Origin of the sequence: Streptomyces sp. NPDC053427 (genome assembly GCF_044544985.1) — a bacterium.
Taxonomy (GTDB): Bacteria; Actinomycetota; Actinomycetes; order Streptomycetales; family Streptomycetaceae; genus Streptomyces.
Genome location: NZ_JBITYA010000004.1, coordinates 272,187 through 298,152 on the forward strand (window position 1 = coordinate 272,187; position 25,966 = coordinate 298,152).

Annotated in this window: 25 protein-coding genes; 12 read left to right on the forward strand and 13 right to left on the reverse strand. The window is 71.5% G+C overall.

All coding sequences use genetic code 11. The annotated features are described in order from the left end of the window. Positions 1-22 precede the first annotated feature (22 nt). Positions 23-1,285, reverse strand: a complete 1,263-nt coding sequence (locus ACIGWZ_RS12955) for a cytidylyltransferase domain-containing protein (protein WP_400063734.1) — start codon at positions 1,283-1,285, stop codon at positions 23-25. An 80-nt stretch (positions 1,286-1,365) separates the two neighbouring features. Continuing rightward, positions 1,366-2,697: a DUF6716 putative glycosyltransferase gene (locus ACIGWZ_RS12960; RefSeq protein WP_400063735.1), complete on the reverse strand. Its 1,332-nt coding sequence runs from the start codon at positions 2,695-2,697 to the stop codon at positions 1,366-1,368. Positions 2,698-2,884: 187 nt separating this feature from the next. On the opposite strand from ACIGWZ_RS12960, the gene ACIGWZ_RS12965 reads away from it, so the two are divergent. From ACIGWZ_RS12965 to ACIGWZ_RS12975, 3 genes are read left to right on the forward strand one after another with little or no spacing between them, the layout of a single operon-like run. After that, a complete protein-coding gene (locus ACIGWZ_RS12965) occupies positions 2,885-3,862 on the forward strand; it encodes a glycosyltransferase family 2 protein (protein WP_400063737.1) in 978 nt (325 codons plus the stop codon). Continuing rightward, entirely contained in the window at positions 3,862-5,208 is a 1,347-nt protein-coding gene (locus ACIGWZ_RS12970; RefSeq protein ID WP_400063739.1) for an alpha-2,8-polysialyltransferase family protein, read from the forward strand. The genes ACIGWZ_RS12965 and ACIGWZ_RS12970 overlap by 1 nt, the downstream gene beginning before the upstream one ends. Continuing rightward, positions 5,205-6,353 (forward strand): acyltransferase family protein, encoded by a 1,149-nt coding sequence (locus ACIGWZ_RS12975; protein ID WP_400063741.1) that lies wholly within the window; start codon positions 5,205-5,207, stop codon positions 6,351-6,353. The genes ACIGWZ_RS12970 and ACIGWZ_RS12975 overlap by 4 nt, the downstream gene beginning before the upstream one ends. A 120-nt stretch (positions 6,354-6,473) precedes the next feature. Here ACIGWZ_RS12975 and ACIGWZ_RS12980 read toward each other — a convergent pair whose 3' ends face one another. Continuing rightward, entirely contained in the window at positions 6,474-7,169 is a 696-nt protein-coding gene (locus tag ACIGWZ_RS12980) for a TetR/AcrR family transcriptional regulator C-terminal domain-containing protein (protein WP_400063743.1), read from the reverse strand. Positions 7,170-7,207: 38 nt separating this feature from the next. On the opposite strand from ACIGWZ_RS12980, the gene ACIGWZ_RS12985 reads away from it, so the two are divergent. Next, a complete protein-coding gene (locus tag ACIGWZ_RS12985) occupies positions 7,208-8,743 on the forward strand; it encodes an FAD-dependent monooxygenase (protein ID WP_400063745.1) in 1,536 nt (511 codons plus the stop codon). A gap of 7 nt (positions 8,744-8,750) precedes the next feature. Here the strand turns inward: ACIGWZ_RS12985 and ACIGWZ_RS12990 are convergent, their stop codons facing one another. Beyond that, positions 8,751-9,314 (reverse strand): TetR/AcrR family transcriptional regulator, encoded by a 564-nt coding sequence (locus ACIGWZ_RS12990; RefSeq protein ID WP_400064432.1) that lies wholly within the window; start codon positions 9,312-9,314, stop codon positions 8,751-8,753. A 158-nt stretch (positions 9,315-9,472) separates the two neighbouring features. Here ACIGWZ_RS12990 and ACIGWZ_RS12995 point away from each other — a divergent pair, with 158 nt between their 5' ends. Then, positions 9,473-10,450, forward strand: a complete 978-nt coding sequence (locus ACIGWZ_RS12995) for a DMT family transporter (RefSeq protein ID WP_400063747.1) — start codon at positions 9,473-9,475, stop codon at positions 10,448-10,450. On the opposite strand, the gene ACIGWZ_RS13000 is transcribed toward ACIGWZ_RS12995, so the two are convergent. Both ACIGWZ_RS13000 and ACIGWZ_RS13005 read right to left on the reverse strand, forming a co-directional pair. Then, positions 10,371-11,768 carry a gluconate:H+ symporter gene (locus ACIGWZ_RS13000; RefSeq protein ID WP_400063749.1) on the reverse strand — a complete coding sequence of 466 codons (1,398 nt, stop codon included), beginning with the start codon at positions 11,766-11,768 and terminating at the stop codon, positions 10,371-10,373. The two genes, ACIGWZ_RS12995 and ACIGWZ_RS13000, sit on opposite strands and share 80 nt — an antisense overlap. A gap of 60 nt (positions 11,769-11,828) precedes the next feature. Next, complete coding sequence (locus tag ACIGWZ_RS13005; protein ID WP_400063750.1) at positions 11,829-12,344, reverse strand: gluconokinase; 516 nt, start codon at positions 12,342-12,344, stop codon at positions 11,829-11,831. Between the two features lie 153 nt (positions 12,345-12,497). On the opposite strand from ACIGWZ_RS13005, the gene ACIGWZ_RS13010 reads away from it, so the two are divergent. Continuing rightward, positions 12,498-13,205 carry a FadR/GntR family transcriptional regulator gene (locus tag ACIGWZ_RS13010; RefSeq protein ID WP_400063752.1) on the forward strand — a complete coding sequence of 236 codons (708 nt, stop codon included), beginning with the start codon at positions 12,498-12,500 and terminating at the stop codon, positions 13,203-13,205. 26 nt (positions 13,206-13,231) lie between these two features. Here ACIGWZ_RS13010 and ACIGWZ_RS13015 read toward each other — a convergent pair whose 3' ends face one another. From ACIGWZ_RS13015 to ACIGWZ_RS13025, 3 genes are all read right to left on the reverse strand, one after another. Continuing rightward, a complete protein-coding gene (locus ACIGWZ_RS13015) occupies positions 13,232-13,444 on the reverse strand; it encodes a hypothetical protein (protein WP_400063754.1) in 213 nt (70 codons plus the stop codon). A 57-nt stretch (positions 13,445-13,501) separates the two neighbouring features. Then, positions 13,502-13,648 carry a hypothetical protein gene (locus tag ACIGWZ_RS13020; protein WP_400063756.1) on the reverse strand — a complete coding sequence of 49 codons (147 nt, stop codon included), beginning with the start codon at positions 13,646-13,648 and terminating at the stop codon, positions 13,502-13,504. Positions 13,649-13,728: 80 nt separating this feature from the next. After that, positions 13,729-15,327: a methylmalonyl-CoA mutase gene (locus ACIGWZ_RS13025; protein WP_400063758.1), complete on the reverse strand. Its 1,599-nt coding sequence runs from the start codon at positions 15,325-15,327 to the stop codon at positions 13,729-13,731. 130 nt (positions 15,328-15,457) lie between these two features. On the opposite strand from ACIGWZ_RS13025, the gene ACIGWZ_RS13030 reads away from it, so the two are divergent. After that, on the forward strand, positions 15,458-16,303 hold the full coding sequence (locus tag ACIGWZ_RS13030) for a L,D-transpeptidase family protein (RefSeq protein WP_400063760.1): 846 nt from the start codon (positions 15,458-15,460) through the stop codon (positions 16,301-16,303). Between the two features lie 158 nt (positions 16,304-16,461). Here the strand turns inward: ACIGWZ_RS13030 and ACIGWZ_RS13035 are convergent, their stop codons facing one another. The 3 genes from ACIGWZ_RS13035 to ACIGWZ_RS13045 all read right to left on the reverse strand — a co-directional run bounded on the left by ACIGWZ_RS13035 (position 16,462) and on the right by ACIGWZ_RS13045 (position 20,441). Then, on the reverse strand, positions 16,462-17,496 hold the full coding sequence (locus tag ACIGWZ_RS13035) for a hypothetical protein (RefSeq protein ID WP_400063762.1): 1,035 nt from the start codon (positions 17,494-17,496) through the stop codon (positions 16,462-16,464). Then, positions 17,496-18,203 (reverse strand): RNA polymerase sigma factor, encoded by a 708-nt coding sequence (locus ACIGWZ_RS13040; RefSeq protein WP_400064434.1) that lies wholly within the window; start codon positions 18,201-18,203, stop codon positions 17,496-17,498. Before ACIGWZ_RS13040 ends, ACIGWZ_RS13035 begins: the two co-directional genes overlap by 1 nt. 564 nt (positions 18,204-18,767) lie before the next feature. Beyond that, a complete protein-coding gene (locus tag ACIGWZ_RS13045; RefSeq protein WP_400063764.1) occupies positions 18,768-20,441 on the reverse strand; it encodes a glycoside hydrolase family 20 protein in 1,674 nt (557 codons plus the stop codon). Between the two features lie 520 nt (positions 20,442-20,961). On the opposite strand from ACIGWZ_RS13045, the gene ACIGWZ_RS13050 reads away from it, so the two are divergent. The 5 genes from ACIGWZ_RS13050 (at position 20,962) to ACIGWZ_RS13070 (ending at position 25,060) form a co-directional block, all read left to right on the forward strand. Then, complete coding sequence (locus ACIGWZ_RS13050) at positions 20,962-21,447, forward strand: 2-oxo-4-hydroxy-4-carboxy-5-ureidoimidazoline decarboxylase (RefSeq protein WP_400063766.1); 486 nt, start codon at positions 20,962-20,964, stop codon at positions 21,445-21,447. A 202-nt stretch (positions 21,448-21,649) separates the two neighbouring features. Further along, a complete protein-coding gene (sdhC, locus tag ACIGWZ_RS13055) occupies positions 21,650-22,030 on the forward strand; it encodes a succinate dehydrogenase, cytochrome b556 subunit (RefSeq protein ID WP_400063767.1) in 381 nt (126 codons plus the stop codon). 9 nt (positions 22,031-22,039) lie between these two features. Next, on the forward strand, positions 22,040-22,507 hold the full coding sequence (locus ACIGWZ_RS13060) for a succinate dehydrogenase hydrophobic membrane anchor subunit (RefSeq protein ID WP_400063769.1): 468 nt from the start codon (positions 22,040-22,042) through the stop codon (positions 22,505-22,507). A 25-nt stretch (positions 22,508-22,532) separates the two neighbouring features. Then, the gene (sdhA, locus tag ACIGWZ_RS13065; protein WP_400063771.1) at positions 22,533-24,287 is read left to right on the forward strand and encodes a succinate dehydrogenase flavoprotein subunit; all 1,755 of its coding nucleotides are present in this window, start codon (positions 22,533-22,535) and stop codon (positions 24,285-24,287) included. Further along, positions 24,287-25,060, forward strand: a complete 774-nt coding sequence (locus ACIGWZ_RS13070) for a succinate dehydrogenase iron-sulfur subunit (RefSeq protein WP_400063772.1) — start codon at positions 24,287-24,289, stop codon at positions 25,058-25,060. Before sdhA ends, ACIGWZ_RS13070 begins: the two co-directional genes overlap by 1 nt. A 27-nt stretch (positions 25,061-25,087) precedes the next feature. Here the strand turns inward: ACIGWZ_RS13070 and ACIGWZ_RS13075 are convergent, their stop codons facing one another. Then, entirely contained in the window at positions 25,088-25,933 is an 846-nt protein-coding gene (locus ACIGWZ_RS13075; RefSeq protein WP_400063774.1) for a hypothetical protein, read from the reverse strand. Between the last annotated feature and the right edge of the window lie 33 nt (positions 25,934-25,966).

Consider the following 25,966-nt stretch of genomic DNA (forward strand, 5'->3'; position numbering starts at 1 on the left):
TGAAGGGGTCGGTCGGTGTGGGTTACAGGGAGGGGCCCAGGAGCCAGCCGGCGATCTCTCGGATCGCGCCGCTGCCTCCGGGGGTCGCGGTGACCGCGCGGGCCGCGCCGCGCACCACGTCGTGCGCCCCGGCGACCGCCACGGGCCAGCCGACGAGGTCGAAGCACGGCAGGTCGTTGACGTCGTTGCCGACGTAGAGCACCCGCTGGGGATCGGTGCCCGTCTCCTCGCACCACTGCTTGAGGGCGAGGTCCTTGCGGTCGATGCCGTGCAGGACGGGCACCTGGAGCTTGCGGGCCCGTGCGGCGACGACCGGGTTCTGTTCGCTGGACAGGATCAGCAGCTTCAGCTCGGCCCTGCGCAGCGCGGCGATGCCGAGGCCGTCGCCGCGGTGTACGGCGACGATCTCCCGGCCGTCGGCGTCGATCAGCACCCGGTCGTCGGTCTGGGTGCCGTCGAAGTCGAGGACGACCGCGTCGATGTCGTCGCTGGTGGGAAGCGCGCCGGGACGCGGGGCGTCGAGCAGCGGCGCGAGCGCGCGGGCGCGGGCGAGGTCGTGCGGATCGTCGACCTCCAGCACCCGGGCGGGGTCGGTGCGGACGAGTTCCGTGCGGCCGAAGAAGCGGTGGCCGGCGGTGCGGAAGCCGGCCGCGTCCATGGCGTAGGCGGCGCCGGTCTCCAGCAGGTCCTGGGGACGGTCCTGGCGGCGCGGCCGGAAGGTCTTGTCGTGGTTGACGCCGTAGCCGCCGACGGCGGTGACGGTGGCCGGGGCGGCGGTGCCCGACGGGGAGCCGGCGGCGGACTGGACGGGCAGCGCGCCGCTCACCCCCGCGTCGTCGGCCGCGTCCCGCCATACGAAGCCGTGGAAGGGCGCCACGGTCAGCGCGCTGTCCGCGCCGTCCTCGACGACGGCCGCGGCCACCCCGTCGATGTCCTCGCGGACGAGGAAGGGGCTGGTGCACTGGACCAGGAGCACGGCGTCGACCTCGGTGCCCCGCTCCGCCTCGTAGGCGTCCATGGCGTGCAGCACCGCGGCCTCGCTGGTGGCGGTGTCGCCCGCGATGTCGCCGGGGCGCCGTACGACGACCGCTCCGGCGCCGCGTGCGGCGGCCGCGATCCCGGCGTCATCGGTGGAGACGACGACATCGGTGACCAGCCGGGCGGCCAGGCATTCGCGGACGGCGCGGGCCACCAGGGGCACGCCCCCGACGGCGGCGAGGTTCTTGGCGGGTACGCCCTTGGATCCGCCGCGGGCAGGGATGACGGCCACAACGGTGGGTGGCATTGCGTTCTCCTTGGTCAGGCGGGTGCGAGAGAGGTGCGGCGCGAAGCGGCTCGTGCGGGGTGGTGGGCGACGGGCGGGCGTCACAGCTGTCCCCAGCGGCGGATGGCGGGGGCGACGCGCTGCACGCCGTGGCGGTAGGCGCCGCGGGCGGCCTCGCGGACGGTTTCGCGGGCGACCCGGCGCAGTCCGCCGGTCTCCTCGGGGGCGTCCGCGTAGCCGGCGATCGGCTCGCCCTGCGGGTCCAGGCCGTGCCGGGCGAGGATGCCGGGGAGGTAGCCGGGGGCGGTGCGGGGCGTGTAGTAGGGGGTGAGGGGCGGCAGGTGGTCGGCCTCGCGCAGCGCGGTGACCCGGGCGCGGGCGGCGTCGAAGGCCTTCTCGTACGGACCGTCGGCGGCCACGCCCTGCCGCGCCAGCCAGTCCGCGTCGGGCTCCGGGCGGTGGCCGGCGTCCAGTTCGTCCCAGGAGGCCAGGCAGCCGGAGCCGAGGAAGGAGTGGTTGCCGAGCGCCTCGCGGATGCCGAGGTCGGTGAGGACGGCGGTGGGGATGCCGCGGTGCAGCGACTCCAGGGCGGCGGTCGAGCTGACGGTGACCATCAGGTCGGTGCGGTCCAGGACCTCGCCCATGTTCCCGTACACCAGGCGGCAGTTGGCGGGCAGGCCGCCGGGCACCTTGGTGGCGAGCTTTTGGTAGGGGAGTTCCTCGATGTGCGTGGTGTGCTCGCCCGGCTTGCTGCGCAGCTTGATCAGCACCTCGCGGTCGGGGTGCTTGCGGGCGTGCTCGACCGCCCGGCGCAGGAGGTAGGTCCGGTCGGTCCGGCTCTCCGGTACGGAGGGCTGTGCCGCGAACACCACGGTGTAGGGGTCGTGTGCGCCGGTATAGGGGGCGCCGCCGAGGAAGGGCAGGGCGCATTCGACGACGCTGTCGTCGGCGGCGCCGACGCCCCGGTAGACCTCGCGGAAGCGGTCCGCGTCGTGCCGGGAGTTGGCGAGGACGACGTCCGCGCCGTGCCGCAGCAGCAGCCCGTCGGCGAGCTTCTCGTAGACCACGCCGACATAGCCGGTGACGACGACGGGGCGCCGTCCGGCGGTCCGCCAGGCGCCGGCGAGGCCGTGCAGCACGGCTTGCACCGCGCCGCCCACGCAGGCCAGCACCACGACGTCGTATCCACTACCGTCGAGACCGCGGTCGATCTTGCGCACGAAATCGACCGCCCTGATTTCGCGCAGGGAGTCCGCACGGGCGCCGACCTCATCGAGCTGGCGGACCGTGGGAGTGGCGCGGCCGCGGAGCAGGTATCCGTCGAGCCGGATGTCCGGTTGGATTCGGTACGCTGTCAAAGCGCCCCATTTCCACCGGGTGTCCGAGTCGGCGAGTACGGCGACGCGCGGCGTAGAAGTGGTACGTGATGGCACGTCCCAGACGCTAGGAAGGCATTCCGTTTGGCGGGCCAACTGGGCCGCAACAAAGGGTTAACAGCGGGTCGACGAATGGCGAACCGGGTCACTTATCGGCCTGGTTAACCATCCCGACATTCTTCGTTCACCCTGACGTCCGGAACGCGTAAAGACGAATGCCGGCTCCGCACCTAACGTCACCCGGGTGGTTAAGCTCTCCGTCATCGTGCCGTTCTACAACGTGCAGACATACGCGCCCGACACCCTGAAAAGCCTGGCGGCCAATGCCCGCGAGGACTTTGAATTCCTGCTCGTCGACGACTGTTCACGCGACGAGACCCCGGAGATCCTTGCGCGCGCCGAGCGCGAGCTCCCGGGCGCCAGACTGCTGCGGCACGAACAGAACGGCGGCCTGGCCACCGCCCGTAACACCGGCCTGGACGAGGCCCGCGGCGAGTACGTCACCTTCCTGGACGGCGACGACTGGCTCGCGCCCGGCTACTTCTCCGAACTCCTCGGTGCGATAGAGGAGTTGGGGTGCGATTTCGTCCGCACCGACCACGTCCAGTGCACCGCCCGCGCCCGCACCGTCCATCGCGTCCCGCACGGCCGGCGCGGTGTGGTCGTGGACCCGCGCGAGCTGATCCTGCCCGCCGACCGCTCCACGTCCGTCGACTACGCCTACGCCTGGGCCGGCATCTATCACCGCAGGCTGCTGGACGACGGGGTGCTGCATTTCAAGCACGGGCTGCGCACCGCGGAGGACCGCCCGTGGATCTGGCGGCTGCACCGCGAGGCCCGGTCGATGGCCGTGGTCGGGCTGCTCGGCGTCTTCTACCGGCGCGGGGTGGCGTCCTCGCTGACGCAGATCGGCGACGTACGGCAATTGGATTTCATCCGCGCCTTCGACCAGGTGATCGAAGAGACCGCACAGGACCGCGATGCGGATCTTCTGCTTCCGAAGGCGGTGCGCACCTATTGCGCGATCATTTCTCACCACCTCGGCTCGATCGAACGATTCGAACCGCAGGTCGCCCGTAAATTGCGTTCGATGAGTGCCGCGGCCATGAAACGCATGCCGCAGGACGTACTGAAGGAAGCCCTGGATTCGATGGATGTGCAGCGTGCGTCCCGGCTGCGGCGGCTGCGTCGCCGCCCCGTGACGGCGGAGGTCGCCGCCTGATGCCCAACCGGCCCCGCACCCAGATCTTCATGGCGTCCACGCTCTACGGCGCGGCGACCCTCGCCGCCGCCCTGGACGCCGACCGCTTCGAGCCGGCCGACCGCCGTCTGCTGCTGCTCAGCAACAACGCCACGACCCCGGAGACCACCGCGTCCCTGGACACCATGCCCGGCTTCGACCGGCTGCGCGGCCGCTTCGACCGCGTACTGTCCTGGAACGAGACGATCAGCCCCTTCCACCCCGGCGGCTGGTCCCCGCGCGCGGACGACGCCCCGCTGTGGGAGCGGTATCTGCGGCTGCTGTGGGGCCTGGGCGACTCGGACGTCGAGCTGGTCGTCGAGTCCATCCAGGTCAACCCGGCGATGGCGCTGGCCCAGGTGTTCCCGGGCGCGCCCCTCGACGTCTACGCCGACGGCCTGATGAGCTACGGCCCCACCCGCAACAAGCTCGATCCGCTGATCGGCACCCGCATCGGCCGGCTGCTCCACCTGGACCTGGTGCCGGGCCTGACGCCGCTGCTGCTCACCGAGTTCGACGTCCCGGCGGAGACCGTGCCGACCGACGCCTTCTTGAAGGTGCTGTCCGAACTCGCCGACCACGCCGAGGAGTTGGCGGTTCCGCAGGGGGCGGCCCTGCTGCTGGGCCAGTACCTCTCCGCGCTCGGCATCCTCACTCCGGAAGAGGAGGAGGAGCTGCATCTGCGGATGGTGCGCGGCGCCGTCGAGCGGGGCCACCGGGAGATCGTCTTCAAACCGCATCCGTCCGCGCCGGCCCGCTGGTCGCGGCTGCTGGAGCGGGAGGCCGAGAAGCTGGACATCGCGCTGACGGTGCTGGACAGCCCCGTACTGGCCGAGGTCCTCTACCAGCGGATGCGGCCCGCCCTGGTCGTGGGCTGCTTCTCCACCGCGCTGCTGACCGCATCGACCTTCTACGACCTGCCGACCGCACGCACCGGCACCGGCCTGCTGCTGGAGCGGCTCACCCCGTACCAGAACAGCAACCGCGTCCCGGTCACGATCGTGGACGCGCTGGTCGACGACCTCGGGGACGGCGAGCGGCCGTCCGCCGGCGTGGGTGCCATCGGCGACCTGGTCGCCGCCGTCGGCTATGCCATGCAGCACCAGATCTACCCGACGCTGCGCCCGGCCGCCGAGCGCTATCTGGCCCACCATCTCGACGCGTACAGCTGGCGCTACTTCAAGCGCCGCCGGCTCACCGCGCTGGCGCTGCCCGGGGCGATCCCGTCCCAGCTGGCGTTCATCCCGCGCAACGCCACCGTACGCAAGGTCGCGCGCCGGGCGCGGGCCGTTCAGCGGCGGCTGAAGAAGCGGGCCGCGTTCGGATGACCACGACCCCGCAACTGACGCCGGACGCCGGAGCCGTTGCGCCGGCCCGCATCATCCCCTCCATACGGGGGCGCAGCCGGGAGGCGGGACCGTCCCGGCTGCGCGCACTGGACGGGCTGCGGCTGCTGGCCGCGCTGATGGTCGCCGCGTACCACTACGGGGGGCGCGGCGGCGAGATATCCGGGTCCTGGGGCGGCTCCCCCGCCCACCAATTCCCCACCCTGGCGCCCTACTTCGCCTATGGCTGCCTCGGCGTCCAGATCTTCTTCGTGATCAGCGGCTTCGTCATCTGCCTCAGCGGCTGGGGGCGGACGCTGCGGGCCTTCATCGCCGGCCGCATCTCCCGGCTCTTTCCCGCGTACTGGGCCGCGATCCTGCTCGTCACCGCCGTCTTCGCGCTCCCCTGGGTCGCCTTCAAGGCGCTCTCGCCCAGCGAGGTGCTCACCAATCTGACGATGCTTCAGCAGCCCCTCGGGGTGAAGCGGGTGCTCGGCGTCTGCTGGACCCTGTGGGCCGAGATGCGCTTCTACGCGCTGTTCGCGCTCTGCGTCGTCCTGCCGGGCGCCACCCGCAAGCGGGTCGTCCTCTTCTGCGCGGGCTGGACGCTGGCGGCGGCGCTCGCCCAGGCCGCCCACCAGCCGTTCCTGAATGTCGTGCTGATGCCCGAGTACGCGCCGTTCTTCATCGGCGGCGTGGGCCTCTTCCTCCTGCACCGCTACGGCGCCCGCGACCCCATAGGCTGGGCGATAGTGCTGGTCAGCTGGCTGATCGGGCAGCATTACGCGGTCGCCGGCCTCTGGCACGCGCCCTCCGCCCATGCGTTCTCCTACCGCTCCACGGCCGTCATCATCGCCGTCGTCACGCTCGGCTTCGCGCTGGTCGCGGCCGTTGCGCTGGGCAGGCTGCGCTGGGCGAACTGGCGCTGGCTGACCGTGGCGGGCGCGCTGACCTACCCGTTCTATCTGGTGCACGAGCACCTGGGCTGGGTCGTCGTCCGCGTGCTGCACCGCGACGCCGGCCTGCCGTCGTACGCGACGCTGGCGCTGACCGTGGTGCTGATGCTGGCGCTGTCCTGGGTGCTGCACCGGTGCGTGGAGCGGCCGCTGACGCCGCGTCTGAAACAGTGGATCGCCCCACGGCGGTGAGCCGGGAGCCGCGGTGAGCCGGGAGCCGCGGTGAGCCGGGAGCCGCGGTGAGCCGGGAGCCGTGGTGAGCCGGGAGCCGCGGTGAGCCGGGAGCCGTGGTGAGCCGGGGGCCGTGGGCGGTCAGCTCCCGGCGCCCGGCCCGGGAGCATCCGGGCCCACCGTCGCCTCGACCCCGGCAACGATGATCCGCAGCCCGGTCTCGAACGACGCCTCCACATCGGCGAACATCTCCAGCCCCGCGGCGGCCGCGAGCGGGTACCTTTCGCCGACGCGGCGCTTGCGTTCGGTGAGGTCGTAGGCCGGGTCCCGGTCTTGCGGGTTGTCCGGGTCCGGGTGGATGGACTGCTCCTCGATGACCAGGCCGATGGTGAAGTTGTACATGGTCCACCAGGCCCGCACCGCCCCGCCCGGAGTGAAGCCCGCCGCGACGAGCTGGCCCAGGAAGGCCTCCATCGGCCTGGCGTAGCTCTCGTCCGTCATCCGCGTCCCGCTGAAGACCTTGCCGCCGTCGCGATAGCAGAGCAGCTCGCGGCGGAGCACGCGGGCGGAGGCGAACATGGCGTCCTGCCAGGTGCGGCCGAGGCCGTCCTCCCCCGGACCGATGCCCGCCAGTATCGGCGTGACCATCCGCCGGAAGATCTCGGTGGCCATCTCGTCCAGCAGCTCCTGCTTGTTCTTGAAGTGCCAGTACAGGGCGGGCGCCTGGACGTTCAGGTCCTTCGCGATGCGGCGCAGGGTGAGTCCCTCGAGCCCCACCTCGTTCAGCACGCGGAGAGCCGTCTCCACCACCTGTTTCCGGTCGATACGCGAAACCATGTTGACAACTTAACACCGTTAAGCGCATGCTCGGAAGCATGGGACTTAACGACGTTAAGGAAGCCGTTCAGCATGTTGACGTTCTTATCGCCGGGGCGGGCCCGACCGGCCTCGCCCTCGGCATCGACCTCGCCCGGCGCGGCGTCCGCGCCCTGATCGTCGAGCGCCAGGACCGCCTCTCCCCCGGCGCCCGCGGCACCGGCCTGCAGCCGCGCACCCAGGAGGTCTACGACGACCTCGGCGTACTGGAGGCCGTCCAGGCGGCCGGCGGGATGTTCCCGGAAACGGCGATATGGGAGAACGGCCGGATCGTCTCCCGCCACCAGATGATCGAGCATGTCGACCCGACGCCGTCCACGCCGTACTCCAACGGCCTGATGATCCCTCAGTGGCGCAACGTGGAACTGCTCCACGAGCGCCTGCAGGAGCTGGGCGGCAGCGTCCTCCTCGGCACCGAACTGACCGCCTTCGACCAGGACGCGGACACCGTACGGGCCGAGCTCGCCCTCCCCGACGGCGGCCGCCGGACCGTTACCGCCCGCTATCTGGTCGCCGCGGACGGCGGACGCAGCACCGTACGCAAGGGGCTCGGCGTCGGCATGAGCGGCCCGGAGCTGGAGGAGGGCTCCGCGGTCCTCGCCGACCTCCGGGTGACGGGCCTCGACCGCGACCACTGGCACCGCTGGGCACACCCCGACGGCGGGTTCGCGATGATGCTCCCGCTGGCCCACACCGACCTGTTCCAGACCTTCATCGGGGTGAGCACGGAGGCGCCGGACACCTCACCCGACGCCGTCCGCGCACTGCTGGCCGCCCGCACCCACCTCGCCCCCGAGCAGGTCACCGAGGTGCACTGGTCCTCCCTCTTCCGCCCGCGGGCCGGTTTGGCCGACCGCTTCCGCATCGGCCGGATCTTCCTGGCCGGCGACGCGGCCCATATCCACTCCCCGGCCGGCGGCCAGGGCCTGAACACCAGCGTCCAGGACGGCTACAACCTCGGCTGGAAGCTCGGCCAGGTGCTGCGCCACGGCGCCCCCGACGCCCTCCTCGACACCTACGAAACCGAACGCCGCCCGATCGCCGTCCGCATCCTGGACACCAGCACCCGTCTGCACCGCTCCCGCACCATGCGCCGCGGCCGCGACCTGCACCAGCTCGACATCGGCTACCCGGACAGCCCCCTGACGCAGGAGCTGCGCCCGGACGTCCCCGAGGGCGCCCTGCGCGCCGGCTACCGCGCCCCGGACGCTCCCTGCCGCACCGCCGACGGCGCGCCGTTCCGCCTCTTCGACGCCCTGCGCGGGCCGCACTTCACCCTCCTCGTCCTGGGCGACGCCGAAGTCCCGCCCCTGGACGACGAGTTGGTCCGCACCTACCGCATCGGCGGCCGGACTCCGGACCTGCTCGACCCGGACGGCCACATCGGTGACGCGTACGGCTCCGGCCCCGGCGTCTTCCTCGTCCGCCCCGACGGCTATGTCGCCGTGGCGGCACCGGCCGAGGGTGCCGCCGGCCACCTCGCCGCCGCCCTGGAGCCCTACCGGGCCGCCGGCCTGGCGGGCGCGGTGCGCTGACCCGCGGCTAACCCGCGGCGGCGAGCAGCCGCCGGGCCTCTTCCCGGGCCTGCCCGATCGGGTCCGGGAAGAGCCCCAGCCCGTGGGCGACCAGCGCCCCTTCGTGCAGCAGCATCAGCGAGCGGGCCAGCCGGGCATCCGCCTCCGCATCCGGGGCGTGGCCCTTGACCAGGTCCGCGAACAGGCCCAGCATCCACGCCTTCTGGCCGGTGATGATCGCGTAGGCGGGGTGGGCCGGATCGCTGATCTCCGCATGCGCCTTGACCATGCTGCAGCCCTTGCCGCTGCGCTTGGCCGCCCAGGCCCGCGAGGCTTCGAAGACCGCCGGGACGGACGCCTCCGGCTCCGGCGCCGCCTCCTGGAGGCGGGCGGCGAGAAAGGCCCGCCAGCGCTCGTCGCGGTCGGCGAGGTATTCCACGACGACCTGGTCCTTGGATCCGAAGCGGTCGTAGAGGGTCTTCTTCGTCACCCCGGCCTCGGCGGCGATCAGGTCCACCCCGACGGCATGGATGCCGCGCTCGTAGAACAGCCGCCCGGCGGCCTCCAGCACCCGGCGCGCGCCCGGTGTCATGGCGATCCGGTGCGGCCGGACCGGCCCCTCGCACTTCTCGGACGTACCCATGGCATCAGGATTCCCCATGACGCGAAGTATACAGATCTGTATAGTGGCCAACGAAGGCAAGTAAACCGATCTGTTTACCGAGTGCTGCCCGAAGGGGGCCACGGGCCATGAACGTCCTTCTCTGCGCCGGCTTCGTGCTCTGCTGGAGTTCCGGATTCATCGGCGCCCGGCTCGGCGCGGAGAGCGCCGGTGCGGTCACCCTGCTGATGTGGCGATTCCTGCCGCTGGCCGCCGTCCTGGTCGTCCTCGCGGCCACCGCCGCCCGCGCGTCCTGGCGGGGCCTGACGCCCCGGGACGTGGCCCGGCAGGCCGTCATCGGCGCGCTCTCCCAGAGCGGCTACCTGTTCACCGTCTACTGGGCGATCCAGCTCGGGGTCTCCAGCGGGACGACGGCGCTGATCGACGGCACCCAGCCGCTGGTGGCGGGCGCGCTGGCCGGGCCGCTGCTGGGGCAGTACGTCGCGCGCGGCCAGTGGTACGGGCTCGCCCTGGGCGTGAGCGGCGTCGCGGTCGTCACCGCGGCGGACGCCACGGCCGGTGCGGGGCCGCCCTGGTGGGCGTACGCCGTACCGTTCCTCGGCATGCTTTCGCTGGTGGCGGCCACGTTCCTGGAGGGCCGCAGCCGCCGGGCGGTACCGCCGGCGGTGTCGATGACGGTCCACTGCGCCACCAGCGCGGTGCTCTTCACCGGGCTGGCCCTGGCGGCCGGTGCCGCGACGCCGCCCGCCGCACCGTCGTTCTGGGCCGCGGTCGGCTGGCTGGTGGTGCTGTCGACCCTCGGCGGATACGGCCTCTACTGGCTGATCCTGCGGCGCTCCGGCGTCACCCGGGTCAACACCCTGATGTTCCTGATGGCGCCGGTGACGGCGGTATGGGGCGCCATGATGTTCGGCGAGCCCTTCGGCCCGGGGACCGCACTGGGCCTGGTCATGGGGCTCGCCGCGGTGCTCCTCGTGCACCGCGGCGAGCGGGTCCGGCCCCGTGCCGGGCGGGGCGCCGTGGGCGCTACACCACCAGCGACAGCAGCAGCACGCACCCGATCCCGACGACCGAGATCAGCGTCTCCATCACCGACCAGGTCTTGAGCGTCTGGCCGACGCTCATCCCGAAGTACTCCTTGACCATCCAGAACCCGGCGTCGTTGACATGGCTGAAGAACAGCGAGCCGCAGCCGATGGCCAGGACCAGCAGGGCGCCGTGCGCGGTGCTCATGTCGGCGGCCAGCGGGGCGACCAGGCCGGCGGCGGAGATGGTGGCCACCGTGGCGGAGCCGGTGGCGAGGCGGATGGTGACGGCGATCAGCCAGGCCAGCAGCAGCGCCGAGATGTGCCAGCCCTTGGAGACGTCCAGGATCATCTGGCCGACGCCCGCGTCCACCAGCGTCTGCTTGAAGCCGCCGCCCGCACCGACGATCAGCACCACCCCGGCGATCGGGGCGAGCGACTTCTCGACGGTCGTGGCGATCCGGCCCTTGCTGAATCCGGCCGCCCGGCCCAGCGTGAACATCGCCACGATCACGGCGGTCAGCAGCGCGATCAGCGGGGAGCCGATCACGTCGAAGACCCTCTGGACGGTGTCCTCGGGATCGTCGACGACGATGTCCACCAGGGCCTTGGCCAGCATCATCACGACGGGGAGCAGGACGGTGGCCACCGTGATCCCGAAGCCGGGGCGCTTGGCCAGGTCGTCGGAGGTCCGCTCCGGCACCATCTTCTCGGGCGGGCGGATGTCGACCCACCGGGCCGCGTAACGGGAGAAGAGCGGACCGGCGATGATCGCGGTCGGGATGGCGACGACCACGCCGAGCGCCAGGGTGATGCCGAGGTTCGCGTGGACCGCGTCGATCGCGGCCAGCGGCCCGGGGTGCGGCGGGATCAGCCCGTGCATGACGGAGAGTCCGGCCAGCGCCGGGATGCCGATCCGCATCAGCGAGAAGTTGCCGCGCTTGGCGACCAGCAGCACCACCGGGATCAGCAGCACGATGCCGACCTCGAAGAAGATCGGCAGCCCGACGATCCCGGCGATCAGCACCATCGCCCAGGGCATCGCCCGCCGGCTCGACCTCGCCAGGATCGTGTCGACGATCTGGTCCGCGCCCCCGGAGTCGGCGAGCAGCCTCCCGAGGACGGCGCCGAGCGCGATCAGGACACCGGTGCCCGCGACCGTCGTGCCCAGGCCCGTCGAGAAGCTGGCGATGGCCTTGTCGAGCGGCGCCCCGGCCACCGCGCCGAGCACCAGCGAGCCGATGATCAGCGACAGAAAGGCATGCAGCTTGAACTTGGTGATGAGCAGGACGATGACGGCTATGCCGGCCAGGACGGCGATGCCCAGCTGTGCGTGACCGGCCGAGGTGATGGGCTCGGTCGCGTCCGCTGCGAGCATCTCGACGCTGAGATGTGTCACGGCGATTTCCTTGGGTCGGGGGCGCTTGCCTTGGTGGGGTGGCGGATGACGGCCGCGGGGTCAGGCGGCCGGTTCGAGGTGGTGCAGTGCGGCCACGGCGCGGTCGGCGATCTCCTGCGGCGTACCGGAGACATCGACCGCGACACCCGCCTCGTCCGCGCCCAGCGGTTCGAGCGTGGCGAACTGGGAGTCCAGCAGCGCGGTCGGCATGAAGTGGCCCCGGCGCTCGGCCATCCGCTCCTCGATCAGCGCCCGGTCCCCGGTGAGGTGCAGGAAGACGACCCCGGGGGCGGCGGCGCGCAGCCGGTCGCGGTAGGCGCGCTTGAGGGCGGAGCTGCTGACGACGCCGCCGTGCCCGGCCCGGCCGTGGGCCCAGGCGCCGATGGCATCCAGCCACGGCCAACGGTCGTCGTCGTCCAGCGGGATCCCGGCCGACATCTTGGCGATGTTGGCCGGCGGGTGGAAGTCGTCGCCCTCGGCATACGGGACGCCCAGTGCGGCGGCCACCAGCGGGCCGATCGTCGTCTTGCCGGTGCCGGCCACGCCCATCACGACGATCACGTGGGGGGTGCTCATGCCGCTTACCTCGCTGTCCGCGCTGTCCTCATTGACCGCGTGCGCCGTAGCGCGCGCTCCTTCACTGAAACCCATTAGGTACGACGTATTCAAGAGCCTGTGATGTAAACGTCATACTTAATTGGCCGAGGTGCGGGAACGTAGGCTTGGCCCATGGAAAACGAGGGGCAGGGGAAAGGGCTGCACGCCCGCGTACTGGAGTCCCTTGGGCCCGCGATCACCGCAGGCGACTACCCTCCGGGCACGGTCCTGCGCACGGACGAGCTGGAGCAGCGCTTCGACGTCTCGCGCACGGTCATCCGCGAGGCGATCCGGGTTCTGGAGTCCATGCAGCTGGTCGCCTCCCGGCGCCGGGTGGGGGTGACCGTCCGGCCCACCGAGGAATGGAACGTCTACGACCCCCGGGTCATCGGCTGGCGGCTGGCCGGCCGCGACCGCGCCCGGCAGCTGCGCTCGCTGACCGTACTGCGCTCCGCCGTCGAACCGGTCGCCGCGGGCCTGGCCGCCGCCCACGCCACGCCCGCACAGTGCGCCGAGCTCACCGAACACGCGATGGGCATGGTCGCCACCTCACGCGGCCAGCAGCTCGACGCCTACCTCGTCCACGACATGGCCTTTCACCGGGTGATCCTGACCGCCTCGGGCAACGAGATGTTCGCCCGGCTCGCCGATGTCGTCGCCGCGGTCCTGACCGGCCGCACCCAGCACCACATCATGTTCACCGACCCCGACCCGGCGGCCGTGACCCTGCACGTCCAGGTGGCGGAGGCGGTGCGCACCGGCGACGCGGCGCGGGCCGAGTCGCTGACGCGGGAGATCACGGCCGGCGCGATGGCCGAACTGGACGTCCTGGCCCCGTAATTCCCCCCGGAATTCCGCCCGGGCGTTCAGAACAAGGGCTGCTGCCCCGGAATCGGCGGCTCCTCGGGATCGAACAGCTTCTCCGCCGGCGCCATCATCGGTGCCGTCCGCCGCGATCCCGGACACGAGATCAGCTCGATGCCCGTACGACGCCCCGGCGGGTCATGACGGGCGTAGCGGCCGCCGACAACGGCGATCTCTCGGGTGCACACGGGGCACGCGCGGCGGGGTGACGACATGACACCAGTGTGACGGACCCCCGTCGGCACCCGCCGCCGACCCGTGCGGCACGGCGCTCAGCACGCGGTGCCGCCCTCGGCAAGTTCGGTCCGCACCAGCTCCCGCAGCCGCGCGCCCAGCGCCCGCGCCGCCGGATCGCCGTCCCCCGCCGCCCGTTCCGCCGCCGCCACCAGCCGGACGATGTCCGCCGACCAGTCCCCCAAAGCCCGCTCCGGGGCGCCGATCCGCGCGAACCCGCGGTCCAGCAGCCCGCGGATCTCCTCCTCCGGACGCCCCCGCCCCCTCAGAACGCGTCGGTGGGGACATACGTGCCCCACACCCCCCGCAGCGCGTCACACACCTCCCCCACCGTGGCCTTGGCCCGCAACGCCTCCCGCATCGGATAGAGGACATTGCCGCTGCCCTCCGCCGCCTTCCGCAGGTCGTCGAGGGCCGTCGACACGGCGCGGGCGTTACGGCGGTCCCGCAGCACCGCGAGCCGTTCCGCCTGCTGCGTCTCGATCGCCGGGTCGAGGCGCAGTGGCTCGTACGGCTCCTCCTCGTCCAGCTGGAAGCGGTTGACGCCGACCACGACCCGGTCGCCCGCCTCGGTCTCCTGGGTGATGCGGTACGCGTTCCGCTCGATCTCGCCCTTCTGGAAGCCCTGCTCGATCGCGGCCACCGCGCCGCCCAGGTCCTCGACCCGCCGCATCAGTTCGACCGTCGCGGCCTCCACCTCGTCGGTCATCGCCTCGATGGCGTAGGACCCGGCGAACGGATCGACGGTGGCGGTCACATCGGTCTCGTACGCCAGGACCTGCTGCGTACGGAGGGCGAGCCGGGCCGCCTTGTCGGTGGGCAGGGCGATGGCCTCGTCGAAGGAGTTGGTGTGCAGGGACTGGGTGCCGCCGAGCACCGCGGCCAGGCCCTGGAGGGTGACCCGGGCGAGATTCACCTCCGGCTGCTGGGCGGTGAGCTGCACCCCGGCGGTCTGGGTGTGGAAGCGCAGCATGAGGGACTTGGGGCTCCGCGCGCCGAATTCCTCGCGCATGGTGCGGGCCCAGATCCGGCGCGCGGCCCGGAACTTGGCGACCTCCTCCAGGAGCGTCGTACGGGAGACGAAGAAGAAGGACAGGCGCGGGGCGAAGTCGTCGATGTCCATGCCGGCGGCGAGGGCGGTACGGACATAGGCGATGCCGTTGGCGAGGGTGAAGGCGATCTCCTGCGCGGGCGAGGCACCGGCCTCGGCCATGTGGTACCCGGAGATGGAGATGGTGTTCCACCTGGGGATCTCGGCCCGGCAGTACTGGAAAATGTCCGCCACCAGGCGGAGGGAGGGCTTCGGCGGGAAGATGTACGTTCCCCGGGCGATGTATTCCTTGAGGATGTCGTTCTGGATGGTGCCGGTGAGGTGCCGGGGATTCACCCCTTCCTCCTCGCCGACCAGTTGGTAGAGGAGCAGCAGCAGCGCGGCCGGGGCGTTGATGGTCATCGACGTCGAGACCTTGTCCAGCGGGATGCCGCCGAACAGCACCCGCATGTCGTCGACGGAGTCGATGGCCACCCCGACCTTGCCGACCTCGCCGGAGGCGATCGGCGTATCGGAGTCGTGGCCCATCTGGGTGGGCAGGTCGAAGGCGACCGACAGGCCGGTCGTGCCGTGGGCGATCAGCTGCCGGTAGCGGGCGTTGGACTCGCGGGCGGTGCCGAAGCCGGCGTACTGACGCATCGTCCAGGGGCGGCCGGTGTACATCGACGGGTAGACGCCGCGGGTGTACGGATACTCGCCGGGCGCGCCCAGCTGCCGTTCCGGATCCCAGTCGGCGAGCGCCTGCGGCCCGTAGACGGGCTCGATGGGCAGGCCGCTCTCGTTGTACCGGACACTGCCCGCATCGCGCGCCATGGCTGTACGCCTCCCACTGGGTGATCGGCATCCGTTTTACGCCTTGTGCACAGCATGCCCCAGGTTCGCCGCGTTGCAGCATGGGCAACATGAACCGTGGTCGGTGCGGCGGTGGCATCCGGGAGTGGGCATGCGACGGAAGAGAAGAAACGGGAGACCGGTGGCGGGTGCGGCGCTGCTGGTGGTTCTGGTGGTCGCGGCCGGGACGGGGTGCCGGCCGGTGACGGTCACCGGCGCGGGAACGGGCGTTTCGGCCGGCAGCGGGCAGCGGCTGCCCACGACACCGGCCGCCCCGTCCCGGAGCGATCCCAAGGCGCCCTCCCCCGCGCACCACGGCCGCACCCACCGGGCGGTGATGGCTCCCGGCTCGTACGGCGGCCGGGTCCGTGAACTCCAGGCGCGGCTGACCCAGCTGGGGCACTTCAAGCGGTCCTTGACGGGCTACTACGGCGCGGTCACCACCGCCGCGGTCCGCGCCTTCCAGAAGCGGCAGCGGCTGCCCCGTACGGGGACGGTGCAGCCCGCGACCTGGCGCACGCTCCGCGTCCGTACCCATGTGCCGTCGCGCGACGAGCTCCGCCCGCCGACCAGCAGGCCGATCGGCATGCCCGACCGGCGCTGTCTGACGGGGCGGGTGATCTGCATCAGCAAGAAGAGCCGCACCCTGGCGTGGATGGTCGACGGCAAGGTGGTCTCGGCGATGGACGTCCGCTTCGGGTCGCAGTTCACCCCGACGCGGGAAGGCACCTTCCGCCTCACGTTCAAGAACCGCCGGCACGTCTCGACGATCTACCACACGGCGATGCCGTATGCGATGTTCTTCAGCGGGGGCCAGGCGGTGCACTATTCGGCGGACTTCGCGGCGCGGGGGTACCGGGGTGCCTCGCACGGCTGCGTCAATGTGCGCGACCGGGGGCGGATCGCCGCCCTTTTCGGCCAGGTGAGGAACGGCACGCGGGTCGTTGTCCATCGCTAGCCGCGCTCGTTCGTGGGATGTAGGGCGCGGGCAGGGCCGGGGGAACGTGCCCCGCCCGCGCCAGGGCGCGGAGCCGTAGGTACGGGGGGAACCCCGGCTCGCGCGCAGCCGATGACCAGTCGGCTTCACTCACTACTGCGTCACTGGCTCAAAAAACGTCACACCTGGCCGGTGTTCGCCGTACTCGGGGTGGCGGCGGTGGGGCCGGGTGTGGTCGAGGGGGCGGGAGAAGAGGAGGTGGGTGCGGGGGTGGACGGGGTGGGGCTCGGGGTGGCGGCTGGGTGCTCGTCGTCGTCCTCGTCGCCGCCGCCCTGGCCGCCGCCGGTCTCGCCGCCCGTCTGACCGCCCGTCGCCGCGCCGCCGACGAGGCCGCCGTCGACCTTGCCCGTCAGATACCGACGGCAGAAGGCATGCACCTTTTCCGCGCCGCCGGCCGCACGCTCCAGGCGGCGCCGGGTGCGTGGGTCCATCCCGTCCTTGCCGGCTTCGTACTTACGGCACAGCGTCAGGACGAACTGCCTGCGGCGGTCCTCGTCCGGCCGGGTCTCGCCGTTCCCCTTACCGTCGCCTTTCGGCTTGCCCTTGCCGGGGCCGGCGGTGGCCGGGGGCTTGGTGCCGTGCGGGCCGCCGGGGGCCGGGCTCCGGTCGGGGCGGCTCGTCGCGGAGCCGGGAGTGCCGCTGGGCGACGAGGTGGCCGGGCCGCCGGTCTCCGTGCCGGGGGCCGGGGACTCCAGGGTGCCCGGGGTCTCGGCGGCGGAGACGGTGGCGGCGGGCTCGGGGCCGCCGCCCTGGAAAGGGGTCGGCAGGACGCCCGTACCGGCGGCGACCGCGACCCCGCCGATCGCGCAGACCGCGAGGGCCACGGCGAAGCCGCGTCGCAAGGGGCGCGCGAGGCGGGTGCGTTCGGCGACGCCGCCGGGGCGGGTGGTGTGGACGCCGGGGGTCTGGCCGGCCGTGACGCGGCGGCGCGGCCGGGCTCCGGAGCCGTGCTGGGCCCGGCGGAACGCCGCCACCGCGGCCGCCTCGCCGGGGAGCTCGGCGTGCTGGGCCGGGCCCGCGGCGACCGCCGCGGCGGCGTCGAGGAGCTGCTGGAGTTCGCGTGCGCCGTCGCCGTCCGGGGCACTGACCGGGTCGCCACGCAGCAATCGCTCCGCGGCATCCTTGTCGAGCCACTCGTACCGGTCGTCGGCCATCACATGTCCTTCTGCGTTCGTGCGGCCGTTTCCGTCACACCTGGTATGGACGATTCCGCCGCGTCGTCGCGGCGTCTTCGGCCCTGGGCGGGCACCCCGTCCACCGTGCCGGCGCCCTGGTCCGCGCCCTCGCCGCCGTCGCCGAGGTCGTCGCCGGGTTCGTCGCCGAGCAGCTCGGCGAGCTTGCGCAGTCCCCGGTGGGCGGCGGTGCGCACCGCTCCGGGCCGCTTGCCGAGCACCTGGGCGGCGCTCTTGGCGTCGAGTCCGACGACCGCCCGCAGCACCACGGCCTCGGCCTGGTCCTGCGGCAGCCGGGCTATCAGCTCCAGGGTGCGGCCGGTGCCCAGGGCCTCCAGCGCCTCGCCCGCGGTGTCGGACAGGGCGGGGGTGTCGGCCAGTTCGCTCTCGTCGCCGGCGATGACCGGCCGGCGGCCGCGCATGCGGATGTGGTCCAGGGCGCGGTTACGGGCGATCCGGGCGGCCCAGCCGCGGAAGCGGTCCGCGTCGCCCTGGAAGCGGGCGAGGTCGCGGGTGATCTGGAGCCAGGCCTCGGAGGCGACGTCCTCGGCGTCCGGTTCGCCCACCAAGGTCCGTACATATCCGAGAAGTCGGGGATGTACGGCGCGGTAGACGGTACGGAACGCAGCTTCGTCGCCGTCCTGTGCCGCCTGCACGGCAACCGTCAGCCGACTGTCGTCCGGCTGAATGTCGTCCCCTCGCACGGGTCCATCCTGTCGCACGCGGAATGTCCGCCGCCCGGTCCTTGCTGATCTTTCGGTTCGTTCAGCTGCTTCGCTGACCCCGGGTAACCCGGCTGTTCCTGGAGACCGTAACGCGTGAGTTCACACGCTCCGAACCCGGGCCACCGCACGGAGCGACGAAAGCGGAGGTGACCGGACGGGCACCGGCACGGCCGCGGTGACCGGCGTCCGCCGCAGCGGCCGCCGCGTGAGACGCGCACCGATCCATCTGGAGCTCCCGGAAGCACGGCTGGTTCCTGGCCACGCCAGGCGGGCCCGGCCAGCGCGCCTTCCGGCGCGAACCCGCAGGCTACGGGCCTGCCCCGGCCCGCGTCCAGACCACTGGCGGCGCCCTTCCCCACACCGCGCGTGACGCCTGTGTGACGCTTTCGCGCCGCCTGGCGCTGTACCGATTAGAGGCCCGTTACGGGCCTCCCGAGAACGACGGCCGGGGCCTCTCCTGTGGGGGGTGGCGGCCCCGGCCGTCCCTCGATTCACACCGGAATCACACCCGGTTCATACCCGTGCGCCTCACACCTTGTCGGCGAGCGCCTTGAAGCTCTGCCAGGACATCGTCGGCGTCCCCGGGTTCCAGGTCTTCTGCGCCAGCGCCGCCAGCGGCAGCCGGATACCGGCCGCGACCTGCTCCTGCGTCTGGGCATGGGAGAGATCGCTCCAGATCGCGAAGCGGGCGCCGGGAATCCGGTCGGGACCCGTCTGAGCGCCGGGCACCCCCACGGAGGTGGTGCCGCGGAGCACCCGCGGGGTCCAGCTGCGGTAGATGCGCTCGCCGGTCGGGTACGTGAATTCGTTCGGCTCGCCGAGCACGTAGTAGAGGTACTCGTCGTTGAAGTTCATGACGGTGCGGCCCTCGCGCAGGAACGCCGCGGGGTCGCGCTTGCCGATCTCCTTGCCCGTCCAGTAGTCGACCGTGCGGTCCTTGTCGGCGGTGACCTTCCCGTCGGAGAAGAACCCGTCGTTCCAGGCCTCGATGCGGTTCTTGCCCGCGGCCTTCACGGTCTTCTCCCGGTCGTTGAGCCAGCCGGTCGCCAGGTCCTCGATCGTGCCGCCGGAGCCGTACTTCTCCCGCGCCGCCTGCGCCAGCTGCGGGTAGGAGGCCTCCGGGTCGCGGGACATCAGCGCCTGGTACTCGTCGCCGCCCAGGTGCCAGTACGCGTCGGCGCCCTTGGGATTGGTGAACAGCGCCGCGTACTCGCGCAGCAGCGAATCGACGAGCCGGGCGGACTTGGGGTTGGAGATGTCGATCGCGCCCTTGACCGCACGGCCCTGGGCATTGCGCAGCACGAGGTCGGGATAGTGGTCGAGGACGGCGCCGAGGTGGCCCGGCGAGTCGATCTCCGGGACGACGGAGATGTGGCGGCTCTGCGCGACCTTGATCAGGTGCCGCACCTGATCCTTGGTCAGGTGGTCCGGGGAGACGATCTCGGGGTGGGTATCGCTTTGGATACGGAATCCCTGGTCGTCGGAGAAGTGCAGCTGGAACTGGTTCAGCTTGAGGTCGCCGATCTCCTTGATGCGGGCCTCGATCCAGTCCGCGGTGAAGGGTTTGCGGGCGTTGTCCAGCGACAGGCCGCGCTGCGGGCGGTCCGGGCGGTCCTTGATGGTGCCCTCGGGCAGGCCCCCGGCGGCGCGTACGGCCTGCTTGACGGTGCGGGTGCCGTAGAAGATTCCGGCGTCCGTCGGGGCCGTCAGAGTGAGCCGGGTGCCGCGGGCGGTGAGGGTGTAGGCCTCGTCGGCGGTGCTGCGGGCGGCCGCGTTGTTCGGCCGGCCCGTCTGCTTCCCGCCCGTCAGCTTCACCTCGATATCACCTGGCCGTACGGTCTGGTCACCCCACACCACCGGCAGCCCGCCCAAATCTTGGGCCATGAGTTGCGCCTCGTCGGCGATGGTGCTTTGCCGGCCGGACGTCACCACGATCCGGGCCCCCTTGGACGGGCGCCAGCCGCGCCCGTCGGCCGGCGAGAAGTCGCGGACGGACGGGATGACGCGCGGCTTGCCGGTGACCACGGCCCAGGTGGGCGTGGGCGCGGGGGCCGCCTGGGTGCCCGTGCTGCCCGGCGGCTGGGAGTCCGCGGCGCCGGAGCAGCCGGTGAGCGCCAGCGCCGAGACGAGCGCCGGGGCCAGCAGCCCGGCCGACCAGGCCACCGGGGCCTTGCGTGACCTCGGGTGGGTCGGGTTCGACATCGTGCAAACCTCACTTTTCGGTGCGAAGGCATTGCCAGGTGTGCGGGATCGCGGTCCACTAAGTGCGCGAAAGCTCTCTCATCCGGGTGAAATTCGCGCATCCATCGGACAGCGGTCGACAACCATCGTTAGCGTGGCGTGTCCATCCGTCACCCCCGTCCCAGGGGTCCCGGACCGGGGGCTTGTGCGGGGTGTCGTGTCGCACGCAGCACCGCCACCACACCCACCTCGCTTCCGCCGTACGCGTCCGGCGTCCGGCGGATTCCTCTCCAGCTTCCGTCAGCCGTCCGTCCCGCACCCGTCGAAAGATCCGTTCGCACCCCTCGAAAGATTCTCCGGACCGTCGGGCCGTCCCAGCCGCCCGCAGTCCAGCCCCCGTCCACCGCCGACCGCCCGCCATCCGTCCGAGGAGCCCACGCTGTCCGGTGACACATCGGCCGCCCGGCCGACGACGCTGCCCCCGTTCACCGCCCCGTGCGGCATACCTCCGCACGGCCGGACCGCGCGGCCGCAGGGCCGGGTGGCCGGCGTCGGGCTCGCCCGTTTCAACACCGTGCCGCGCGACGACGCCGAGGCCGCGCTGCTGACCTGCTGCGGCTGCGGCCGCTGGGCCCAGCGGATCGCCGCGCACCGCCCGTACCCGGATCTGGAGTCGCTGCTGGCCGCCTCCGACGAGGCCTGCTACGACCTCACCCCGGCCGAGCTGGACGAGGCGCTCGCCCGGGAATCGCTGTCCCCGCATCCGCTCGCCGGCGCCCGCGGCCCCGGCACGCTCGCCGCCCACACCGCCCTGCGGGCCGCGCACGCCGAGTACGAGCGGCGCTTCCGCCACGTCTTCGTCATCTGCCTGGACGGCTTCCGCGAGGACGAGCAGCTGGACCAGGTGCTGAGCGGCATCCGCACCCGGCTGGGCAACGAAGTGGACGAGGAGCGGGTCGTCACCGCCGACGAGCTGCGCCGGCTCACGCGCGGCAGGCTGGCGCGACTCGCGGTTCCGCATCAGTGAATCGCGACTTCCGGCCCGTAATGTCCCGGTTGGCACTTGTGTGATAGCCCGTTGGTGGCTGTTTGATCACACCTAAGGACCCGGGCGCAAGGAACCGACAGTGCGTCGCTACGATGACGAAGGCCGGTGGACCGTACCCGGCCGGGCCCGACCGACAGAGAAGCCGGCGCGGCCCCAATCCCCGCTCCCGGAGGGTTTTTCCGTGCCGGCTGGAACGCTGTACCGCGGCCGGGAAGGCATGTGGTCCTGGGTGGCTCATCGAGTCACTGGCGTCCTCATCTTCTTCTTCCTGTTCGTACACGTGCTCGACACCGCTCTCGTCCGAGTCTCTCCCGAGGCCTATGACGACGTCGTCGCGACCTACAAGACGCCCATCGTCAACGTGATGGAGTACGGCCTGGTGGCCGCCATCCTCTTCCACGCGCTCAATGGCCTGCGGGTCATCGCGGTCGACTTCTGGGCCAAGGGCCCGAAGTACCAGAAGCAGCTGCTGTGGACCGTCATGGGCGTCTGGGTCGTACTGATGGCCGGTGCCTTCTACCCCGTGCTGCAGCACACCCTGCGCACGCTGTTCGGGAGCTGATGAGGCGAGATGTCTGCTGAGACGACTCCCGCGAACGACGCGGTGTCCCTGTACGACGTGGACCACCCGGCCCCGGTGATCGAGCCGCCGCGCAAGCGCACCGGCAAGACCCCGAAGTCGACCCGCACCAACTTCGAGCTGTACGGCTGGCTGTTCATGCGGCTGTCCGGCATCGTCCTGGTCGTCCTGGTCCTGGGCCACCTGCTGATCCAGCTCGTGCTGGACGGCGGTGTCTCCAAGATCGGCTTCGCGTTCGTGGCCGGCCGCTGGGCCTCGCCGTTCTGGCAGGGCTGGGACCTGTGCATGCTGTGGCTGGCCATGCTGCACGGCGCCAACGGCCTGCGCACCGTCATCAACGACTACGCGCAGCGGGACAACACCCGCTTCTGGCTGAAGATGCTGCTGTACACCGCCACGGTGTTCACCGTCCTTCTGGGCACGCTGGTGATCTTCACCTTCGACCCGAACATCCGCTAGGCCCCGGGGCTGAGGTAACGACCAAATGCAGATCCACAAGTACGACACCGTCATCGTCGGCGCCGGCGGCGCGGGCATGCGCGCGGCCATCGAGTCGACCAAGCGCAGCCGCACCGCGGTCCTGACGAAGCTCTACCCGACCCGCTCCCACACCGGCGCCGCCCAGGGCGGTATGGCCGCCGCCCTCGCGAACGTCGAGGAGGACAACTGGGAGTGGCACACCTTCGACACGATCAAGGGCGGCGACTACCTGGTCGACCAGGACGCCGCCGAGATCCTCGCGAAGGAGGCCATCGACTCGGTCCTCGACCTCGAGAAGATGGGCCTGCCGTTCAACCGCACGCCCGAGGGCAAGATCGACCAGCGCCGCTTCGGCGGTCACTCCCGTAACCACGGTGAGGCCCCGGTCCGCCGGTCCTGCTATGCCTCGGACCGCACCGGCCACATGATCCTCCAGACGCTGTACCAGAACTGCGTCAAGGAGGGCGTGGAGTTCTTCAACGAGTTCTACGTGCTGGACCTGCTGCTCCAGGACGTCGACGGGGTCAAGAAGTCCGCGGGCGTCGTCGCCTACGAGCTGGCCACCGGCGAGATCCACGTCTTCCAGGCGAAGGCGATCATCTTCGCGTCCGGCGGCACCGGCAAGTTCTTCAAGGTGACCTCCAACGCGCACACCCTGACCGGTGACGGCCAGGCCGCGGCCTACCGCCGCGGGCTGCCGCTGGAGGACATGGAGTTCTTCCAGTTCCACCCGACGGGCATCTGGCGGATGGGCATCCTGCTGACGGAGGGCGCCCGTGGTGAGGGCGGCATCCTCCGCAACAAGGACGGCGAGCGCTTCATGGAGAAGTACGCGCCGGTCATGAAGGACCTCGCCTCGCGTGACGTCGTCTCCCGCTCCATCTACACGGAGATCCGCGAGGGCCGCGGCTGCGGTCCCGAGGGCGACCACGTCTACCTGGACCTGACCCACCTGCCGCCGGAGCAGCTGGACGCCAAGCTGCCCGACATCACCGAGTTCGCGCGGACCTACCTCGGTATCGAGCCCTACACGGACCCGATCCCGATCCAGCCGACCGCGCACTACGCCATGGGCGGCATCCCGACCAACGTCGAGGGCGAGGTGCTGGCCGACAACACCACCGTCGTGCCGGGCCTGTACGCCGCCGGCGAGGTCGCCTGTGTCTCCGTGCACGGCGCCAACCGTCTGGGCACCAACTCGCTCCTGGACATCAATGTCTTCGGGCGCCGGGCGGGCATCGCCGCCGCCGAGTACTCCGCGGACGCCGACTTCGTCGAGCTGCCCGAGGACCCGGCGAAGCTCGTCGTCGACCAGGTGGAGCGGCTGCGCACCTCCACCGGCAACGAGCGGGTGGCGGAGCTGCGCAAGGAGCTCCAGGAGTGCATGGACGCCAATGTGATGGTGTTCCGCACCGAGCAGACGATCAAGACGGCCGTCGAGAAGATCGCCGAGCTGCGCGAGCGCTACCTGAACGTGTCCATCCAGGACAAGGGCAAGCGGTTCAACACCGACCTGCTGGAGGCCGTCGAGCTGGGCAACCTGCTCGACCTGGCCGAGGTCATGGCGGTGTCCGCGCTGGCCCGCAAGGAGTCCCGCGGCGGTCACTACCGCGAGGACTACCCCAACCGCGACGACGTCAACTTCATGCGGCACACCATGGCGTACCGCGAGGTGGGCGCAGACGGCTCGGAGTCGATCCGCCTCGACTACAAGCCGGTCGTGCAGACCCGCTACCAGCCGATGGAGCGTAAGTACTGATGAGCACCCCGACTCTCGACAAGCACTCCGCGGCGCTGGACGCGGCCGAGGACGGCGAGTCCCACCTGATCACGGTCACCTTCCGGATCCGCCGGTTCAACCCGGAGATCTCGGAGGACGCGAGCTGGCAGGACTTCCAGCTGGAGATCGACCCCAAGGAGCGCGTCCTGGACGCCCTCCACAAGATCAAGTGGGACCAGGACGGCACGCTGACCTTCCGGCGTTCCTGCGCCCACGGCATCTGCGGCTCGGATGCGATGCGCATCAACGGCCGCAACCGCCTGGCCTGCAAGACGCTGATCAAGGACATCAACCCCGAGAAGCCGATCACCGTCGAGGCCATCAAGGGCCTGACGGTGCTGAAGGACCTTGTCGTCGACATGGAGCCCTTCTTCCAGGCGTACCGGGACGTGATGCCGTTCCTGATCACGACCGGCAACGAGCCGACCCGTGAGCGCCGGCAGTCCGCCGAGGACCGCGAGCGCTTCGACGACACCACCAAGTGCATCCTGTGCGCCGCGTGCACGTCCTCGTGCCCGGTGTTCTGGAACGACGGCCAGTACTTCGGCCCGGCGGCGATCGTCAACGCGCACCGCTTCATCTTCGACAGCCGTGACGAGGGTGGCGAGCAGCGTCTCGAGATCCTCAACGACAAGGACGGCGTCTGGCGCTGCCGCACGACCTTCAACTGCACGGACGCCTGCCCGCGCGGTATCGAGGTCACCAAGGCCATCCAGGAAGTCAAGCGGGCGCTGATCACGCGTCGCTTCTAGTACGCCTGGACCGACGCCGTCCCCCGGCTAACGCTGGGGGGTGGTGCTCCCACTCGCGGACGTGGTTGCCCGCCGTACCGGTTCCTCGATCGAGGGTTGCGGTACGAGCGGGCAGGGGCCTCGCTTCCATAAACGGAGGCGGGGCCCTTCGGCGTTCCCGGGTGCCGTTGCGGCCCCCGCCACCGGATAGACCAGCACCGGCTCCAGCGCGTCGTCCGCCAGCGCGACCGGGGTGTCCCGGCAGAAGTACGACGGGACGAGGACCAGCCCCCGCCCCTCCAGGCGCAGCTCCCGCTCCACCGGGTAGTCGACCTCCAGCACCGGTGGCCGCCATCGCATCGCCGGCCCGAACGTCCGCAGCATCGCCTCCGCGCCCGCCTCGCCCCTCGCATGCTGCCGCAACGCCCGGTCCATGCCGACCCGTTCGGCGATCACCGGCCAGCCCGGGGCGATGGCGCGATGGTGGTACGTACGCAGGCTGCGGGCCAGATGGCGCAGCGCGGCCGGTTCGCCCGCCGCGATGTCCCGGGTCCAGGCCGGCAGCGGCCGCTGTCCGGCCAGTACGGCCAGTTCGGCGCGCAGCCGCGTCCGTGACGTGCTCATCACGGCCTCCAGGCCCGGCTCGACGCCGGCCGAGGCGGCGGGCGGGGTGAGGAAGTCCGGGAAGTAGCCGTGCTGCGGGACCAGCGGGAACAGGGTGCGCAGCGGTCCCGGGCCGTGCCGCACCGCGTGCCGGCGCCAGGCGGCCAGCGCGGGGTCGGGCCGGCCGGCGCGCAGGGCGTGCAGGCTCAGCATGGTCTCCCACAGCGGATCGGCGCCCTCCGCCACTCTCGTACGGGCCAGATCCTGCGCGGTGAAGTGCACTCGGAGCACGTCATCCCCCGGTGTCGATGCCCCCTGGCAGTC